At 39.5% G+C, this 16960-nt stretch carries 14 protein-coding genes; 2 read left to right on the forward strand and 12 right to left on the reverse strand.

The features are described 5' to 3' along the window. Positions 1-118 precede the first annotated feature (118 nt). From ACFSKO_RS20185 to ACFSKO_RS20200, 4 genes are read right to left on the reverse strand one after another with little or no spacing between them, the layout of a single operon-like run. Entirely contained in the window at positions 119-1198 is a 1080-nt protein-coding gene (locus ACFSKO_RS20185; RefSeq protein ID WP_380255081.1) for a glycosyltransferase family protein, read from the reverse strand. Positions 1199-1247: 49 nt separating this feature from the next. After that, positions 1248-2027, reverse strand: a complete 780-nt coding sequence (locus tag ACFSKO_RS20190) for an FkbM family methyltransferase (protein WP_380255083.1) — start codon at positions 2025-2027, stop codon at positions 1248-1250. A gap of 9 nt (positions 2028-2036) precedes the next feature. Further along, positions 2037-3014 (reverse strand): UDP-glucose 4-epimerase GalE, encoded by a 978-nt coding sequence (galE, locus tag ACFSKO_RS20195; RefSeq protein ID WP_380255085.1) that lies wholly within the window; start codon positions 3012-3014, stop codon positions 2037-2039. Next, the gene (locus tag ACFSKO_RS20200) at positions 3011-4306 is read right to left on the reverse strand and encodes a glycosyltransferase (RefSeq protein WP_380255087.1); all 1296 of its coding nucleotides are present in this window, start codon (positions 4304-4306) and stop codon (positions 3011-3013) included. Before ACFSKO_RS20200 ends, galE begins: the two co-directional genes overlap by 4 nt. 235 nt (positions 4307-4541) lie before the next feature. Here ACFSKO_RS20200 and asnB point away from each other — a divergent pair, with 235 nt between their 5' ends. Together asnB and ACFSKO_RS20210 are read left to right on the forward strand one after the other, a co-directional pair. Next, positions 4542-6362, forward strand: a complete 1821-nt coding sequence (gene asnB, locus ACFSKO_RS20205) for an asparagine synthase (glutamine-hydrolyzing) (protein WP_380255089.1) — start codon at positions 4542-4544, stop codon at positions 6360-6362. A gap of 100 nt (positions 6363-6462) precedes the next feature. Further along, positions 6463-7143: a methyltransferase domain-containing protein gene (locus ACFSKO_RS20210; protein ID WP_380255091.1), complete on the forward strand. Its 681-nt coding sequence runs from the start codon at positions 6463-6465 to the stop codon at positions 7141-7143. A 45-nt stretch (positions 7144-7188) separates the two neighbouring features. On the opposite strand, the gene ACFSKO_RS20215 is transcribed toward ACFSKO_RS20210, so the two are convergent. The 8 genes from ACFSKO_RS20215 to ACFSKO_RS20250 form a co-directional block, all read right to left on the reverse strand. Beyond that, the gene (locus tag ACFSKO_RS20215) at positions 7189-8700 is read right to left on the reverse strand and encodes a hypothetical protein (RefSeq protein ID WP_380255093.1); all 1512 of its coding nucleotides are present in this window, start codon (positions 8698-8700) and stop codon (positions 7189-7191) included. Between the two features lies 1 nt (position 8701). Then, positions 8702-9403: an acylneuraminate cytidylyltransferase family protein gene (locus ACFSKO_RS20220; protein WP_380255423.1), complete on the reverse strand. Its 702-nt coding sequence runs from the start codon at positions 9401-9403 to the stop codon at positions 8702-8704. 2 nt (positions 9404-9405) lie between these two features. Continuing rightward, entirely contained in the window at positions 9406-10353 is a 948-nt protein-coding gene (locus tag ACFSKO_RS20225) for a dihydrodipicolinate synthase family protein (protein ID WP_380255095.1), read from the reverse strand. Further along, positions 10346-11398, reverse strand: a complete 1053-nt coding sequence (locus ACFSKO_RS20230) for a GDP-mannose 4,6-dehydratase (protein ID WP_380255097.1) — start codon at positions 11396-11398, stop codon at positions 10346-10348. Before ACFSKO_RS20230 ends, ACFSKO_RS20225 begins: the two co-directional genes overlap by 8 nt. Continuing rightward, positions 11388-13214, reverse strand: coding sequence for an N-acetylneuraminate synthase family protein (locus tag ACFSKO_RS20235; RefSeq protein ID WP_380255099.1), 1827 nt, complete (start codon positions 13212-13214; stop codon positions 11388-11390). The genes ACFSKO_RS20230 and ACFSKO_RS20235 overlap by 11 nt, the downstream gene beginning before the upstream one ends. 61 nt (positions 13215-13275) lie before the next feature. After that, the gene (gene gmd, locus ACFSKO_RS20240) at positions 13276-14307 is read right to left on the reverse strand and encodes a GDP-mannose 4,6-dehydratase (RefSeq protein WP_380255101.1); all 1032 of its coding nucleotides are present in this window, start codon (positions 14305-14307) and stop codon (positions 13276-13278) included. Positions 14308-14326: 19 nt separating this feature from the next. After that, positions 14327-15286, reverse strand: a complete 960-nt coding sequence (locus ACFSKO_RS20245) for a GDP-L-fucose synthase family protein (RefSeq protein WP_380255103.1) — start codon at positions 15284-15286, stop codon at positions 14327-14329. Further along, positions 15283-16722 (reverse strand): mannose-1-phosphate guanylyltransferase/mannose-6-phosphate isomerase, encoded by a 1440-nt coding sequence (locus ACFSKO_RS20250; protein ID WP_380255105.1) that lies wholly within the window; start codon positions 16720-16722, stop codon positions 15283-15285. The genes ACFSKO_RS20245 and ACFSKO_RS20250 overlap by 4 nt, the downstream gene beginning before the upstream one ends. Positions 16723-16960 lie beyond the last annotated feature (238 nt).

Here is a 16960-nt window from a genome sequence, read left to right on the forward strand (position 1 = left end):
CCTGACCTAAAGCATAGTTCGGTAAATGGCTCAATGCCCCACTTATATCACAATAAGTAAAGACAATTCAGTGTCTTATTTATTGTTCGACATCAATTAATTAACCTTTACAAATACCTTAAGAGAGATAATTCTTGATAAGTAGATCTAACTCTTGTGAACGAGCAACGAGACCATGATCCCTAAAGCAGCGCACCTGTCCCCGTTTTGCAATTGCCTCCCGTTTTTCTGGGTGATTGAGATAGTAACGTATTTTATCTTCCATCTCACTAAGGCAAGAATAAGTTTCGACCTCTACTCCAGGCTCAAACAACTCTGCTAATTCATCACTTTCTTCGGTAAGTAAAAAACTCCCAACGCCCAACGTCTCAAATATTCGCATATTAGAAGCCATATTATCTGCCATATCAATATGGTTATTAACAACGATACGTCCTTTCTTAAGGGTACGAAACATCTCCATTCCCCACACTGCCGGCTTGATAAAGGACTTTGCGTCATCAAAAGTAACGGATGTCCAATTTGCTAAATACAACCTTAAAGATCTATTCTTGCTTTGAAACTCAGGCATCCCAATTAAGTGCTGGATTAATTGCTGTCTCTTTCTATGTAATGTACCAACTTGGCCTGCAAACACGACATCCCACTGCTTAATTTCATTTGCGATTTTTTTTGCAACAAATTCAGGAAATGCTGGTGAGAATTTTTGAACTGAACGAGCCCCAAGTTTCATCGCTTTCTCACGGCAAACACCAAGCGTTGAAATCATCAAATCAACATTACTCCAGTCAGCATCATCAGGAATTGGCGCTGCCCGCCAAGCCATCACAAGCTTTGGCTTCCAGCTACACTCGTTTAATAATCGTGGATCTAATGCTACAGGGTCAGCAATGTGTAAAACATCCGGGCGTATCGTATCTATCTGATTACAAATAATTTGGTTTCGTGTCGCCAGCTCTGTTGGAATTTTATTTTCTCTTGCCCAAGCATTTTGGGCTTGCTTGCAATTAACCACGGCAAAAGTATTATCATATCCATGTTGTTTCATCGCTGGAGCAAACAAGTGCCCCCCAGAGAATGCGTCCGCTTCAAGCACATTCATCTGATTTTGAAATGGTGTCGAGCTCAACAATGGTTTGCTGGCGTATAACTCTTCAAGATATGAAGAGTAAAAAGACATGTATTCCAAAAATTTCATTCACCAACTCTCCATCCCCTACTGGGCACAACTTTCAATTCTAATTAAGTTAATTCCACCAGGCGAAAACAGTGCAAATATATCGATCTGTAGTAATGAATTTAAACGGCGGAACCTTCCCCCCTTCAATCCAAGTTGCAGAATGAAAATCACCTAACACGTACTGCATCCCAATATTTTCTAAAGTAGCAAGCATCTGCCCTAATAGGGATGGACATTTGATTGAATCACTGAGGACGTGGGCTTCAACAATCAATCTATCCACCTTATGTAGCATGTCAGAGCAATCTGATATTACATTAAATTCAGCCCCTTCAATATCCATTTTGAGTAAGTCAACTCTTTCCTCTGTTTCTAAAATATCATGAAGCCTCACCGAAGGCACAGTGACACCTTCTTCACTGACAAAACCTGAATCATCAGACGTCATATTGAAATTTATGTCATCATTTGTAATCCACACTGCTTTTTGGCTAGCAATCTCTTGTTCAAGACCAAGCGCAGTTAAATTATTTTGAAGTATTGTGAATATTTTGGGGTCTGCTTCAAAACTTGTTACTCTCGAATTAGGGTAATTAATATGAAAAAATAACGTGGCCAACCCAATATGCGCCCCACAATCTATAATTCTAGGAGAATGATTTTTTGTATCAAAATGATACAACCCTTTTTCAAATATTTGGAATGCTTGATAATAAAAACTATGTAAATCAACATATTCAAGTGTTACTCCATCACAGATTACACTTCCAGGCAAACGCCTCGGATAGGTATCTACGACAGTTCTTATTTGCAAGATGATCTCTTTTATTGAACCCTTAAAAACCACATCCACTCCTTACGCTGAAGATTTCTGAGCCCAACGCCAAGCGTCAGCCACTATTGTAGAAATGTCACTCATTTTTGGTGACCAGCATAAAGACTTCTTCGCCTTAGCTACTGAGGCAATTAATTTTGATGGGTCCCCTTCACGGCGGGGGCAAATTTGCGTTGGGATTAAATGTCCCGTTATTTTTCGACAAGCTTCAATTACGTCATAAACTGAATACCCGTTACCACCACCAAGATTAAAATGTTCTGAACCTTTTCCTGCCTCCAACCACTTCAAAGCCAGTAGGTGTGCTTCGGCCAAATCAGTCACGTGAATATAGTCTCGAATACAAGTGCCATCTGGGGTCAAATAGTCATCACCATAAATGTTCACTTTATCCCGCGTACCAAGCGCGCACTGGAGAATAATTGGTATAATATGGGTTTCAGGATCATGCGCCTCTCCGATTGCCGCTTCCGGATCTCCCCCAGCTGCATTAAAATAACGCAAGATCACAGAGTTCAGCGGAAATTCCTTTTCCGCATCTGCTAATATGGTTTCGATCATTAATTTTGATCTACCATAAGGATTGATTGGCTGTTGTATAGTATCTTCAGTTATTAGATCAACCTCAGGCTCGCCAAATGTCGCACAAGAGCTAGAGAATATTAACTTATGGCACCGAGCCTGTTTCATTGCCTGCAACAAGGTGATAGTCTCGCCAACATTCTTATTATAATAAGAAAGCGGCTTTTGCATAGATTCACCAACAAGACATTGAGCCGCAAAATGAAATACTGCGTCTGGCTTGTATCTTTCCATCACTCCGACAAGGCGTTCAGAATCTCCAATACTTCCGATCTCAAGAGGTCCCCATTTTACAGCCCATTCGTGACCTGTACTTAAATCATCATAAACTACTGGATTGTAACCAGCCTTCTCTAATAATTTAGCAGCATGACTACCAATATAACCCGCACCACCGGTGACAATTACAGTCGTCATGAATTACCTCTTATATGGTAATTTTCTAAGGTCTGCTCGTAGAGATCCTTGTAACGCTCACCTTGTACTTTCATTGCGAATTCTCTTTCAGCAACGTTACGAACGACCCTTCTCATCTCAATTAACTTTTCTGGAAACGATAAAGCATCGTCAATTGCTGACGCTAATTGGCTTACATTTCGCTTAGGTACGATCCATCCCGTCTCTCCATTTTTAATAAAATCTGGCAGACCTCCTGTGTCAAACCCGATTAAAGGTGTACCACTTGCCATCGATTCAAGGATTATATTTGGTAGATTATCTTCGAGAGAAGGCAGAAAGGTAAAATCAGATGCATTATAGATTTTACTCATTATCTCAGGATCACTTATAAACGATAAGGAGCGTTGTTCGACTAATCCGCTTAACTTCCTTTCCGAATTCCCAACCGAAACAAGCAACATGTTCGCCGCTTGTTCTGGCGTAAGACACTTTAAAGCCTCTTCAAGATAAATTATTCCTTTTCGAGGGTCTGAGAGATGATCAGAAGGAAAAAAACCAATTACCTTATCTTTAGGTAAATCAAGGTATTCACGCATTGCCCGCTGAGGCCGTGGCTTAAATTGATCTAAATTTAAGCTATACGGAATAACTTTTATATCCATATCACCAAAAATCCGACTTCGCCTGGCCTCTTTCGCCAACCATTTACTTGGTGTAACAATTGTTATTGGATAAGCTGTTGATGACATCGCGTCATGTTTTGTCTTATGAATAAACCGAGACATATCATCTTGGTTTTCCGAAGAAATGTACGGGCAAGCTCCACATTCGTTGATAAATTTCTCACAAGCGCCAGCATAATGACAGCCTCCAGTAAATGGATACATGTCATGTAATGTCCAGATCATAGGAACGGCTGTTTTTTTATGAAAAAAGAATTCTTGATAATCAACAAAACCGCACACCCAGTGAAGGTTTATAATGTCTGCCTCAGGCAATTGAGCAATCATCCGCGGTCCGAATGGAGCAAATGGGAGAGTAAAAGGTCCCAGATCAGATCTAATTGCACCTGCATGTTTTGAAGTAATTTCTTTTGCCTTATCACGAATAACTTCTCTGTGAGTAATATCAAATGAAGTTAAAGCATCAATATCTAATTCCAGGACACTCTCATCATCACATAACTTTTCAGCGACATACATCTGAGATTTCAAACCAACTTGTTGGAGAGCCTTGTGTTGGCGATAAGCCGCAATGGCTGCCCCCCCCTTTATATCCCAGCGATTGAGGTGAACAACTTTAATTGTCATAACAAGTCCCAGTTAAACGTTCCACTTAACGCAAATACTATAAAAACATCCTTCCTATGTCATTGACATTAATATATAAAAGGTACAAACGCAAATATTATGGCAACGTACAATCTATAGCCATGCATGAGGTCAAACTTAGTTTTCTAAAATAAAATCGATTTTTATTGAGCCAGACGAGAATTATATAACTGAACAAAATTATAAAGTTTTAAATGGAGAAATATAAGTCAAAATGTGCGGTATAGCTGGTTATATAAGCGCGACTCATCAGCATGAACTACAAACAATAGTTCAAAAAATGCAAGATAGCCTTTATCACCGAGGTCCAGATGGTGCAGGCAGTTGGAAAACTAGTAATTCAAAGCTTATGTTTGCTATGCGTAGGCTCGCAATAATCGACATCGATAACGGACATCAACCTTTCATCAATGAAAACAAAGACCTTATTCTCGTTGCCAACGGAGAAATATATAATTTCATTGAGTTACGAGAAAAACTTATACAGCGAGGACATGTTTTTAAAAGTAAAAGCGATTGCGAAGTAATCTTGCACCTTTATGAAGAGAAGGGGATTGATTGTCTACATGATCTCCGTGGCATGTTCGCTTTTGCTCTTTTTGACGCCCGCAAGGGAATAGCATACTTAGCCAGAGATAGGATGGGTGAAAAACCCTTATACATCTTCCAAGACAAAGAAGAGATAATATTTTCTTCTGAGCTCAAATCATTACTCAAAAGTGGCAAAATCCCCCTTCTTCTAGATGAAAAAGCAATATATTGGTACTTTCATTACGGTTATGTTCCTGATCCCTTATCTCCGATTCGTAACATAAGAAAACTTCCTGCGGGGAGTGTGTTATCCATAAATATAAACGACTGGAAAATAACCGAGAAAAAATGGTGGAATATAGAAGATGCACCAGCAATTGATGGAAACCCAGCATTAAAAATCCGCGAAGTATTAAACGAAATTTCACAACTCGTGGTACGTTCAGACGTTCCTGTAGGGATTGCCTTGAGTGGAGGGCTAGACTCAAGCTTGGTCGCAGCTTTAATTGCAAAAGAAAGCCCTGGCTCCTTAACAGCGTTTTCAGTCGGTTATGAAGGTCGCCCTCCTTGTGATGAACGAGATGATGCACGTTTTCTAGCAAAGCATCTTAACATCCCCTTTCAAGAGGTCGAACTAAATGAGGACGAAATGTCTGCCAACTTCCTCAAATTAGCAAGTTATCGTGACGATCCAATTGCTGATATAGCCAGTTGGGGTTATTACCAAGTAATGCTCGCCGCAAAACAAAACGATATATCAGTAATGTATCAAGGTCAGGGTGCAGATGAATTGTTTTGGGGCTACCCTTGGTTAAAAGAGACTGCAAAAGAAAATCATTTACGTCTCAAAAAATTCAACACGTCCCCGATAAGCAACGATGAAATTGATACTATATACCCCTATTTCATGGACAAATTTCCCTTTTTCCATGATGGAAATAAAATCCCCTACACATCAAGATTTAAAAACAAAATTAAAGAACTTGGGGCATCTGCAGATCCTCGCGAACCATACAAAATAAAATTTCCCTGGGAAAATATAGATATCATGACGACAAAGATGATATGTGATACATATTTACGCCAGAATGGTATTGCTCAAAGTGATCGACTTAGCATGGCGTCTTCGGTTGAATTAAGGTTACCTCTAATTGATTATCGTCTTGTAGAAACCGCTATCGGCCTTAGAAAAACACAATCCGACCTAAATTTACCCCCAAAAGCATGGCTTCGTGAAGCTGTTCAGGACTTACTCCCCCAAACTGTCATGAATAGACCAAAAAAAGGATTTAGCCCTCCCACTCATAGTTGGCAAAAGCAATTATTCAAGACATGGGGACACCTTTTGGAAGATGGCTTACTCACTCAGCATGGCATACTAAATTCAGAGGGCGCAAAAGATTTGGCTAAAGGAGAACAACCACTTAATTCCGTAATTCCGGCTTCTTTCAAAGCATTGATACTCGAAACATGGTTAAGAGCCATGACAAAAGAATTGACATAAAAAGTAAAGTAATCACTCTAAAACCGAGAACGACCTTGTACAATTTTTGCTCTGTCAAAATAGAAAATATTATTTATCCAACAACTTATTGAAAACTATCATGCGATCTAAACAAAGTTTTGAAAAAAAAACCGTAAGCACACATTACGATATCCAATATTACAATTGGCAAAAAGAGATCGGTATGTTCGGAGGATGGGCAAATTCTTATAAATTCAAAAAATTCATTTCGACGACAGATACAGTGATTGATTTTGGATGTGGCGGTGGATTTCTTCTTAACAATCTTGCGTGTAAAAACAAAATTGGCATTGAGCCTAATTTAGCTGCCACTAATTCTATAAAAGATTTCGATATCCAACATTTTTACTCCCCAAAAGAAGCCTGTGAAGTTTTGGGCACCGAGTTTGCTGATATCATTATATCAAATAATGCTCTAGAGCATACATTGAACCCGCTTCAGGAACTTAAAGACTTAAATCTGCTATTAAAAAAAGGAGGTGCAATCCACTTTGTAGTCCCTTGTGATTCAATAAGTTATGAATACAACCCAAAAGACATAAACTACCATTTATTTAGCTGGAGTCCTCAGAACTTAGGAAATCTATTTACGGAAGCAGGATATAACGTTGAATTTTCAAAACCTTATATTCATAAATGGCCTCCAAAATATCAAAAAATCGCCCGCTTTGGATGGCCTATTTTTAATATCGCATGCCGAATATACGGGCGTTTAGAAAGATCATGGTATCAAGTGGAAGTCAGGGCATTTAAAATATAGCAAAAATTGCACTCTTTGAGAACAATCTCTCATACAAAATTATTACTATTTATCAAGAATTTTTGTAATAAACCTCTCCAATGACGAGGTTACTTCGCTTAAATTACTTTTGATATATCCGTTTGAAATAATCGATTTTTTTATAGTGAGCTGTTCTATCGTATTAAGCAGTTGTTGCTTTGTATCTGCATACAAAAACAGCTGATTTTCAATTTCATTAGAATAAAGATCCAACCCAGTTTCATCAATTATGGTAGTCGAAACACCAAACTCTAGTGCTTCATAGGCAACGCTTGACCAGGCCGTAACATGGTGATCCACAGCTTTTAAAAGAGGATAAAGAGGTATTTCACTTGATATCGTCACTTCAAACTTTCCTTTTGCAACCTCATCAAGCCTATTAATTACCTGATTACAATCTAATAACATATTGGGGTGCATTCTAATGAGCCAAAGCCAGTCAGGAGGAGAATTTTCCATTGTACGTAACAAAATTTCCGGTAAAGGGTCAGATAGAGGCTGTAATGTTACAAGGATTTTTTTTTGAATAACTTTTAATTCTTCAATAAATACTTGATGTTTTTCTGTGATTTTTATCGGTTCGCCATTTTTCCACAATGCTACCCAAAGATACCCGATCACATAAGGAAAATGTGTTGTTCTACTCGCTGGCATATGGCGCGAAATATTTTTTGCAGACTGTTCTCCCCAACACCAAAAATAGTTAGGCAATAAATCCCATCCATTTTTGGGTAAATGTGTAAAATGGGTATAATTTACATTGTACTTTCCCTGCTTGCCGTGTTGTACGTCAATAACAGGTACTCCCACACGCCGAGCAGCTAAGATCATTGCCATACTAATGATAGATTCATAACAGACTATAAATATAGCTTTTGGTTTTGCCTTACGTAACACAATTGTAAAATCATTTGCGAAGGTCATTAAATGAATCAAATCAGTACTAAGCGCCTTAATAACATCTTCTTTTCCGTAAGGAAGAAGCGCCTCAACCTTATATCCGTCCTCAAAATCGTTCAATTTAAAAGGTATCTTAGACATGTCACACGAAGCACGATAGATTAGGTGGCGGAGGCTGTAATTGTAAGCTGGCATAGCATAGTGATGGCGCCTCTCATCACCATGTAAGAGCAGCTTAAAGAAATCTTCTCTTTTTGTTACGAAGCTTACGGCATCAACGAACTTGTCATAATACCCCTGTTGAGAAAATTCTGCATGCCCAAGAGGCCCCGGTATAAACCAAATTTTATTACGTCCAGAGTAAATAAGGTGACAGCGGGCTACTAAATGCTTAGCCCTCTCTTTCATCTTTATCCACAAACGCAAGGTATTTGAAAGTTTACGTTTAGGTTGCTGTTTCGTTTTCTCACCTTGGACAGAGTTCTGATGCCCTCCGGCCAGCCAGAACCGGACTACATGTGACCGCATCAAAGGCCAAATGGTAACGCCTTCATACTTAATCTTTGTAACATCGACAGATTTTTCAAAAAACTCTATCCGTTTGAGTGCACCTTTAAAATCAATACCCCTCGGCATTTCATCCCGCCAAACCTGCTTCAGCTATTGCAGAAGCAATGACAAAGTCTGTTTCATTATCAATATCAATTGATGCAGTGCGGTCCATAAGATAAGGGCTCGCACCCATGTATAGTGTTTTCAAATTTTTATCCGCAAGGTCAGCTATTTCTCGTATGTAAATTGCCCCATTTGGATGATAAACAACCTGTTGATCTTGACTTCTCGTATTTCCCGTCACCAAAGGAGAAGCATCGTACATCGGCGTCCACCGACCTCCTCTATTAACAGTGAAAGCAAAAGAAATAGGGAAACCATATTCGGTAGCCGAAAAAATTGGTGACTGTGTCATACAGTATAGCTCATAAGCTTCATCAATATGTTTCAATGTTCGAAATGGTACTGTCGGCAAAGTAAGGATAAAAACTTCATCACTTGATTTGAAAATTTTTTCCCTTTTGGTAACTATGTAATCAAAGATTTTCACATTATCGCCTGCTTCTTCAGGCAAACGATAATCAAGGGTCAATTTATTACTATCAAAGTGCGTTTTTACTATCTCCCAGTAATCGAGTGAATCAGTAGAGAAAATAACGCGATCTACTTTTTTAGATAACATTAGAGGCTCTAAAGTCCAAAAAACCAAGGGTTTACCAGCGAGAAGTTTAATATTTTTACCCACCAATCTCTTAGAGCCTGAGCGCGCGGGTACAAATGCGGTCATTGTCACTTCGCAAAAAACTCCTCAACTGCACTAATTGTCTTTTTATAAACCGCATCAATTTCAAGAAACTCGTCTTCATTAAGATGAGGCATTGGCATCCGATCTCTTCGATGCATAAGTCCCGCAGCTTGAAGCAGTGCTTTGTTCGTTCGATGCCAGCCATACTTCGCAGCACACTCATCAAAGAATGGACCCTCAATATTTTTAAGTATAAAATCGAGTGAAGTTTTATCATTCGACTTATAAGCTTTCCAAAAAGCCTCACCTATACGTGCATCAATCATAGAGATCCCGTTCAAATAAGCCTTTGCACCATATGGCTTATAATCCATGAATACCGATTTGCGTCCTGCAATGACAATACGAATTTTGGGTTCCAGCTCCAAAGCCACACAAGTCATTTCAAAATCTTTAGCATCTTCCTTCAAGGCCACGATTTGAGGAATCTTGGGTAGTGATTGAAACAAAGATTTAGGCCAGTGTATTTGTGTTCCATCAGCCCCAGAAAGGAAAGGCATCTCATGTACAAGTATTCCCATCTCAGTAACACGACCAACCTCAGCATAATGCTCCAAAATTTGTTCATCAGAAAAATATTTCTCACGAACCAAAAGTGATATTAAATCTGCACCCTCTTCTTTAGCGTGGCGCGTAAACTCTATCGTTTCCGCTGTAGAGCAGTGTATCGGATCTCCCACAATAACAATATTATTCTTGTTTAATTTCTTGACCTCTCGGATACAAAAAGCATTTAACTCCATAATTTCCTTATGTGTTAATTGTGAATAACGTGAATTATATGCCATTGCATAAAACTTGCGCCCACCAGTCCGGTATATATGATGTAGATACCGTTCCAATGAGCTGTAGTCTATCGAGTGATCATCATTAAAGGGGGTGAATATAGTATATATACACCCTTCAAGGCGTTCTTTAATATCGTTAAACATCCACATGTCCAATTTTTCTTCGATGCAAGTCTGCCTCAATCATTTGTGTAGCGATAACACTGACATCATGAGATCCAGAAAATTTTGTCATTTTCAACAATCGAGCAGGGCTACCTTTATGAGGAGGAGTATCAAAATTCCTGAAATATTTTTCCGACACTTCTGCAAGTTTTAAACCTGAACTTCGGTCCAGACACACAGAAAATAATCCTTTCCCCTCGAACACAGGAACGAAACCAACTGCTTCTGCTGCTAATGAAAGAAACTCTCTAACCGTGCTCAACTTACCCGTTGCAAATACAAAATCTTGTGCTTCCTTCAATTCGAGAACTTCTGGCATGACCATTGTGTAGTCAGACGCTAATCCCCAATCTCTCGCAGCGTCAAAATTTCCCAATTGCATCGGAGTTCCACCCTCCATTTTCAACCTTGCAAGATTAAAGCTAATCTTACGAGTTACAAAATTTCGAGCACGCATTGGTCCTTCGTGGTTAAACATAATTCCGCTCAAAGCATAAAGACCATAGCGCTCACGGTAAATCTCAACCAGCTGCTGAGCTGCCAACTTTGATATGCCATATGGATTAATCGGTCGAAAAGGAGTCTTTTCATCAAGAGCTTCCTTAGAAACGGTCGAACCAAACACTTCCGAGCTGGATGCAAAAAACAATCGAGTTTCAGAAGATGATGTACGAATAGCTTCAAGTAGGTTCAAAGTTCCAAAATAATTGGCTTCCATCGTTACCCGAGGAAGATGAAATGAATCTTCAACAAAACTTTCTCCTGCAAGGTGGTAAATATGATTAGGTTGTAATTCCCTAACAATATCTAAAACCATATGTGGCTCTTGAAGGTTGATGTTCACTAATTCAACCTGATCAAATATACCTAGTTCATCAAGTCTCCAATATTTGTTTACTATTCCTCGTCGTGTCCCCCCGACAACTCGCCACCCCTCTTTTAAAAGAGATGTCGCCAAGAGAGAGCCATCTTGCCCAGAAATGCCCAAAACAAGAGCCGTTTTTACAGCCTTCTTATTTACCATTATATCGCTCATATAGAGAGTTCAGTGCGTTTGCAAACCCCGCTCCATGATTTAAGTGACCCTGCCAAACTTCAATGACTTTAGCACATTGAAACTTCATGACAGCATCAATAGCTTCCTGATTTTTGAGATCCCCTTCACCTAAAGCAACGCCTTCTCCATCATAGCCAATTGCATCAGCAATATGGATATGGCGGATATTTGACTCTAGTTTCTGAATAACATCTTTAGCTTTGAAATCAAAAACGGTATCCCCCATTGCAAGATGGCAAACATCCATACAAATTGGGATAGAGAGAGACTTCAAATACTCAATATCAGAAATATTGTTCATCGCCTTCAAACGAACAGCACCACCAAAGTACCATGCGATAGGAGGAAGCCATTGCGGTATAATGACAACCCCCTGGTCTCGATACCCTTGGAACAATTCACTATGCAGGTGATAGAACTCTTGCAATGTTGTGTTAACTACAGAGAAGCTACCTACGACCAACACTTCATTGCCGGTATGATCTTGTAGGGCTTTCGAAAAATCTACTGTACGATCTAAGGTTTTAATACTTGCCTCTCGCTGGCTTTCATCAGAGGAAAACGTATCCACCAACTGCGTTGAACTAATGTAATCAGGTAAGTGAATACTATATTTATTTTTAGGAGAGAAAGAAGAGCAGTTAATTACATGTTCCATGTCACCAAATGAAAGGTGAAATTCATATCGACCAATAGGGTAGAGTGTTTCAATCTTATTCAAATCATGAAACCGTACTGGCAACGATATTGAATTATCACATGCGAACTGAAGCACTTTTTCAGAAACAACCGCAGGAGCTTCAACTACAGATCGATCAAGTACAGATCCGGCTTTTATATGCCTAATAGCAGGCATTCCAAATATATGCTGAGCTTCTTCTTGGCCCAATCCTGTTCTGGGAGAACGCAGTAAAACATTTTCAGGACGCAGAATAGCCCCCTCCTCCACATCAGATTTAACATAATAAGAGCGTCCAAGATTTTGGAGATTCAATAATTCTCCCTGATTAGGAACTCGAGGTCCGTAACCAGCTCCTAACAAGCTCATATTTTCCGCAAACTGCACTAACTTTACAAATTCATCAGGTGTAGAACTGGACGTGTGATCTAACCCATCAGCAGCCTTATCCAAAGTTATGTGTCGCTCAATAACTTTCGCTCCCAGCTGAATCGCCAATAGGCATGATTCCCAGTATTCATCATGACTAGAATACCCAATATCTCCATCCCAATTTTCTTTAAGATAGGATAGATAACCAAGCTTACTATTCGACAAATTCACTGGATAATTTGAAACACAATGAAGCGGCACCCATATTTCTTGATCCAGCTGTGGTAAAATATTTTCAATCGCGACTTCTTCACAAGCGCCCGTAGAGATAAAGCACGGTTTTAGAAACGTCTCAAGGTGTCTGATTAACTTTAGGTTTGAAAACTCTACCGAAGGAACTTTAAAAAACTCAAAGCATTCGATTTTATCAGAAAAATCTTCTGTATCCTCTAGTGAAAAAAAACTAATACCTGGAGCAATATTAATGGACTTTGCATAATTTGACAGATTTTCAATCTGAACCGGATTAAGGTAATTTTTATGAATTTCTTCCAGTACAATTTCATCACCAATTTCCCGCTCCACTTCTGCATAGGCATTAGATAAGTTGCGGTATTGAAATTTGACACCCCATACACCAGCATTTGCCGCAGCATCAATTAACTGGCGCGCAATTTGAACCGAACCTGAATGGTTAATTCCAATTTCAGCTATAATCCTTATGCTATCCATTAAATTTACGTGATACCTTTACGTTTAATCATTTGTTTTGCTCTCACCCAAGAGTACTTATCTAACTTGATAATAGGTCAGCACGAACCATTTCAGATACTAAATCAGCAAAAGATGTTGTGTGTTGCCACCCGAGAACTCTCTGTGCCTTACTTGGGTCACCTAGGAGAAGTTCCACTTCAGTTGGGCGAAAGTAACGAGAATCAATTTTAACCATAACACGGCCACTATTTGCTTCGATGCCCAATTCTTCTATTCCTTCGCCTTGCCATTCGATCTTATACCCAACTTCAGAGAAAGCTAATTCGACGAACTCCCGAACAGAGTGCGCCTCCCCCGTAGCAAGAACATAATCATCGGCACTATCCTGCTGTAAAATACGCCACATTCCCTCGACATAATCCTTTGCATGCCCCCAGTCTCTTTTGGCTTCCAAGTTTCCAAGATACAAACAATCCTGATTACCTTTTTTAATTGCAGCAACGGCCATCGTTATCTTACGGGTTACAAAAGTTTCCCCTCGAATAGGACTTTCATGATTGAACAAAATTCCATTCGAAGCGTGTAAACCATATGCCTCACGATAGTTGATCGTTATCCAATAAGCATAGAGTTTAGCTGCCGCATACGGTGATCTCGGATAAAAAGGAGTAGTTTCATTCTGAGGTATTTCCTGTACTTTACCATACAATTCGGAAGTCGAAGCCTGATAAAACCGGGTCTCTTCAAGATTTAAAATTCTCATGGCTTCAAGAAGTCGAAGAGCCCCCATCCCATCTGAATTTGCAGTATACTCAGGTGTTTCAAAGCTAACTTGAACATGACTTTGAGCAGCGAGATTATAAATTTCATCTGGTTGAATTTCTTGAATCAAGCGAATTAAATTTGTCGCATCAGTCATATCGCCATAATGCAGATGAAAATTGTTATTTGAGACATGAGGGTCTTGGTATATATGGTCAACTCGTCCAGTATTAAACGATGAAGACCGTCGTTTGATACCATGAACCTCATAACCCTTAGTAAGCAGAAGTTCAGATAGATAAGCACCATCTTGCCCTGTAACACCTGTTATAAGTGCTCTTTTACTCACATTAAATCCCTCTGAACTCTCATTGTTTAATACTATTTTGATTATTTAAAAACCACTTGTAATACGCCTCAATCCCAGTATCCAAATCAACCTTAGTCTCCCAACCAAGGTTCCTCAATTTTGAAATATCAAGTAATTTACGGAGTGTGCCGTCTGGACGAGTAGTGTCGAAAGTGATTTGACCACGATACCCAACAATTCTTTTAATCTTGTCAGCAAAATCAGCTATACTAATGTCTTGCCCACAACCGACATTGAGATGCCCCTTCCCCGAATAGTGCTTCAAAATAAAAACACTCGCATCAGACATCGCATCAACATGAAGGAATTCTCTGAGGGGTGCTCCAGAACCCCAGACTGTTACGGAGGGCGAATTTAGTAATTTTGCTTCGTGAAAACGCTTCAATAATCCTGCGGGAACATGACTATATTCAGGATGAAAATTATCATTTGGTCCATACAAATTACAAGGCATTATCGAGATGAAATTATCGCCATATTGGGCACGATAAGCTTGACACAACTTAATACCAGCTATCTTTGCCAGAGCATAATATTCGTTAGTTGCCTCTAATGGACCCGCTAAAAGCTGTTCTTCTTTAATAGGTTGGCTTGTATTGCGGGGGTAAATACATGATGACCCTAGAAAAAGTAACTTTTCCACCCCCACACGATGAGACGCATGGATGATATTTGCTTCAATCATCAAGTTATTATACAGAAACTCTGCTGGTAACTTACTGTTTGCATGAATACCACCAACTTTGGCCGCGGCAACAATTACTATGTCTGGCTTATTATCAACAATCCAGTTTTCAACTTCTTCTTGTCGAGTCAAATCGACGCTTCCATGCGCAACCGTTAAAATATTGCATTTTTCACTTAAAAGCCGACGTACAATAGCAGAGCCGACCATACCTGTATGACCTGTAACCCAGATTTTTTTCCCAGAAAGAGTAAGAGTGTCTTGTTCCGTCACATCATGCCATTCTCAAAATGAGCGTTACGCCCGTAGATATCATCCAGCCGAACAATGTCATCTTCGCTTAGAACTTCACCCGTTTGCACCTCAATAAGTACCAAAGGCACCTTCTCCTGGTTCTCTAAACGATGAACTGTTCCCAAAGGTAAATAGGTAGATTGGTTTTGCTTGAGATCATAAACATTTTCACCACTTGTCACTCTGGCTGTGCCAGAAACTACCACCCAGTGTTCGGCACGGTGATGATGATATTGTAACGATAGGCGTGCGCCTGGTTTCACAACAATCCTTTTAACCAGATACCCATTTCCAGTATCTAAAGTTCGATAACTTCCCCAAGGGCGATAAATTGTACGTGCTTGTAAATAGCTCTCTCTACCACTTACTTTCAATTGATCAACTAAGAGTTTCACTTTTTCGGATTGATCGCGCGTGGTCACAAGAACTGATCCATCATTAACCACAACTATCAAGTCTTCAACACCAATCAGTGCCGTGACACCACCATCATCATTCCAGGCAAGAGAGCCGGAACAATCCAATATGGCAGTGTTGCCCACACTCACATTTCCATTACTATCTTTGTTTGAAACACCCCACAAAGAATGCCAAGAACCAATATCACTCCAATTCATGTCCACTTGCACAACGGCTGCTTCAGTCGTTTTCTCCATTACAGCAACATCAAAGGATGAGTTCGGCAAAGCAGAAAACGAACTGTTATCGAGTCGAATGAAATCTAAATCTGAAACTGATTTCTCTACGGAGTGAATAACATTTTTTATAAACTCAGAATCTATAGCATCAACAATTCGAAAAAGTGCCTCTGCCTTGAACATAAAAATACCTGAGTTCCAACTATATCGTCCTGTCTCTAGATATTCTGTTGCAGTTTTCACATCAGGCTTTTCATGAAATCGAGTAACTGATTTTACATTTCCCTCAACATTGAGAGGCTCACCTGCCTCTATGTATCCATATCCAATCTCAGGGCTTATTGCCTGAATTCCAAACGTAATAATCTTACCTAGCTCAGCTGTCGACGTCGTATCCTTCAACGCCTTAAAAAGGGATTCATGATTTTCAATCGAGTGGTCCGATGGCATAACCAAAATAGTCGCGTCGGCATCATCGCGAAAAATAGAATATACTGCCGACAAAATTGCAGCTGCTGTACTACGTGCTACGGGTTCGAGTAAAATTCCCCGAGGAACTATGCCCGCTTCGGCAAAACTTTCACCAACTAAGAAACGATGATCCACATTACACACAACAGTCGGCGCATAAAATTCAGGATGGTTTACTCTCTCAGCAGTATCAATTATCAATGGTTTTTTAGAATAAAGTGATAAAAATTGCTTCGGGCGACTGACACGAGAAATTGGCCAAAGACGGCTACCGGAACCACCTGAAAGAATTATTGGATAAATCAAGCCCCACCTCAACAATCATGGTCGTCACACCGAAGTATGAAATAGGTAGAAAACATCCCCAATCTCATACTTGTAATACCTAAAGTTAAATCTCTATATACATACGTCAATTGATTATGACATGATACCTAATCAATTGATAATACATTCTAAATTAAAACATACTATGCTAATACAGTTTTTTTGTTTTATGACACTTCATCAACAAAACTCCCAGAGTCCTCTTCCCAAACATAGG

It is taken from the genome of Kiloniella antarctica, from assembly GCF_042682825.1.
Classification (GTDB): domain Bacteria; phylum Pseudomonadota; class Alphaproteobacteria; order Kiloniellales; family Kiloniellaceae; genus Kiloniella; species Kiloniella antarctica.

Coding starts and splice junctions, on each gene's coding strand:
- ACFSKO_RS20185 (WP_380255081.1), bottom strand. CDS start 1,198: ATGAAATTTTTGGAATACATGTCTTTTTACTCTTCATATCTTGAAGAG.
- galE (WP_380255085.1), bottom strand. CDS start 3,014: ATGACGACTGTAATTGTCACCGGTGGTGCGGGTTATATTGGTAGTCAT.
- ACFSKO_RS20200 (WP_380255087.1), bottom strand. CDS start 4,306: ATGACAATTAAAGTTGTTCACCTCAATCGCTGGGATATAAAGGGGGGG.
- asnB (WP_380255089.1), top strand. CDS start 4,542: ATGTGCGGTATAGCTGGTTATATAAGCGCGACTCATCAGCATGAACTA.
- ACFSKO_RS20210 (WP_380255091.1), top strand. CDS start 6,463: ATGCGATCTAAACAAAGTTTTGAAAAAAAAACCGTAAGCACACATTAC.
- ACFSKO_RS20215 (WP_380255093.1), bottom strand. CDS start 8,700: ATGCCGAGGGGTATTGATTTTAAAGGTGCACTCAAACGGATAGAGTTT.
- ACFSKO_RS20220 (WP_380255423.1), bottom strand. CDS start 9,403: ATGACCGCATTTGTACCCGCGCGCTCAGGCTCTAAGAGATTGGTGGGT.
- ACFSKO_RS20225 (WP_380255095.1), bottom strand. CDS start 10,353: ATGTTTAACGATATTAAAGAACGCCTTGAAGGGTGTATATATACTATA.
- ACFSKO_RS20230 (WP_380255097.1), bottom strand. CDS start 11,398: ATGGTAAATAAGAAGGCTGTAAAAACGGCTCTTGTTTTGGGCATTTCT.
- ACFSKO_RS20235 (WP_380255099.1), bottom strand. CDS start 13,214: ATGGATAGCATAAGGATTATAGCTGAAATTGGAATTAACCATTCAGGT.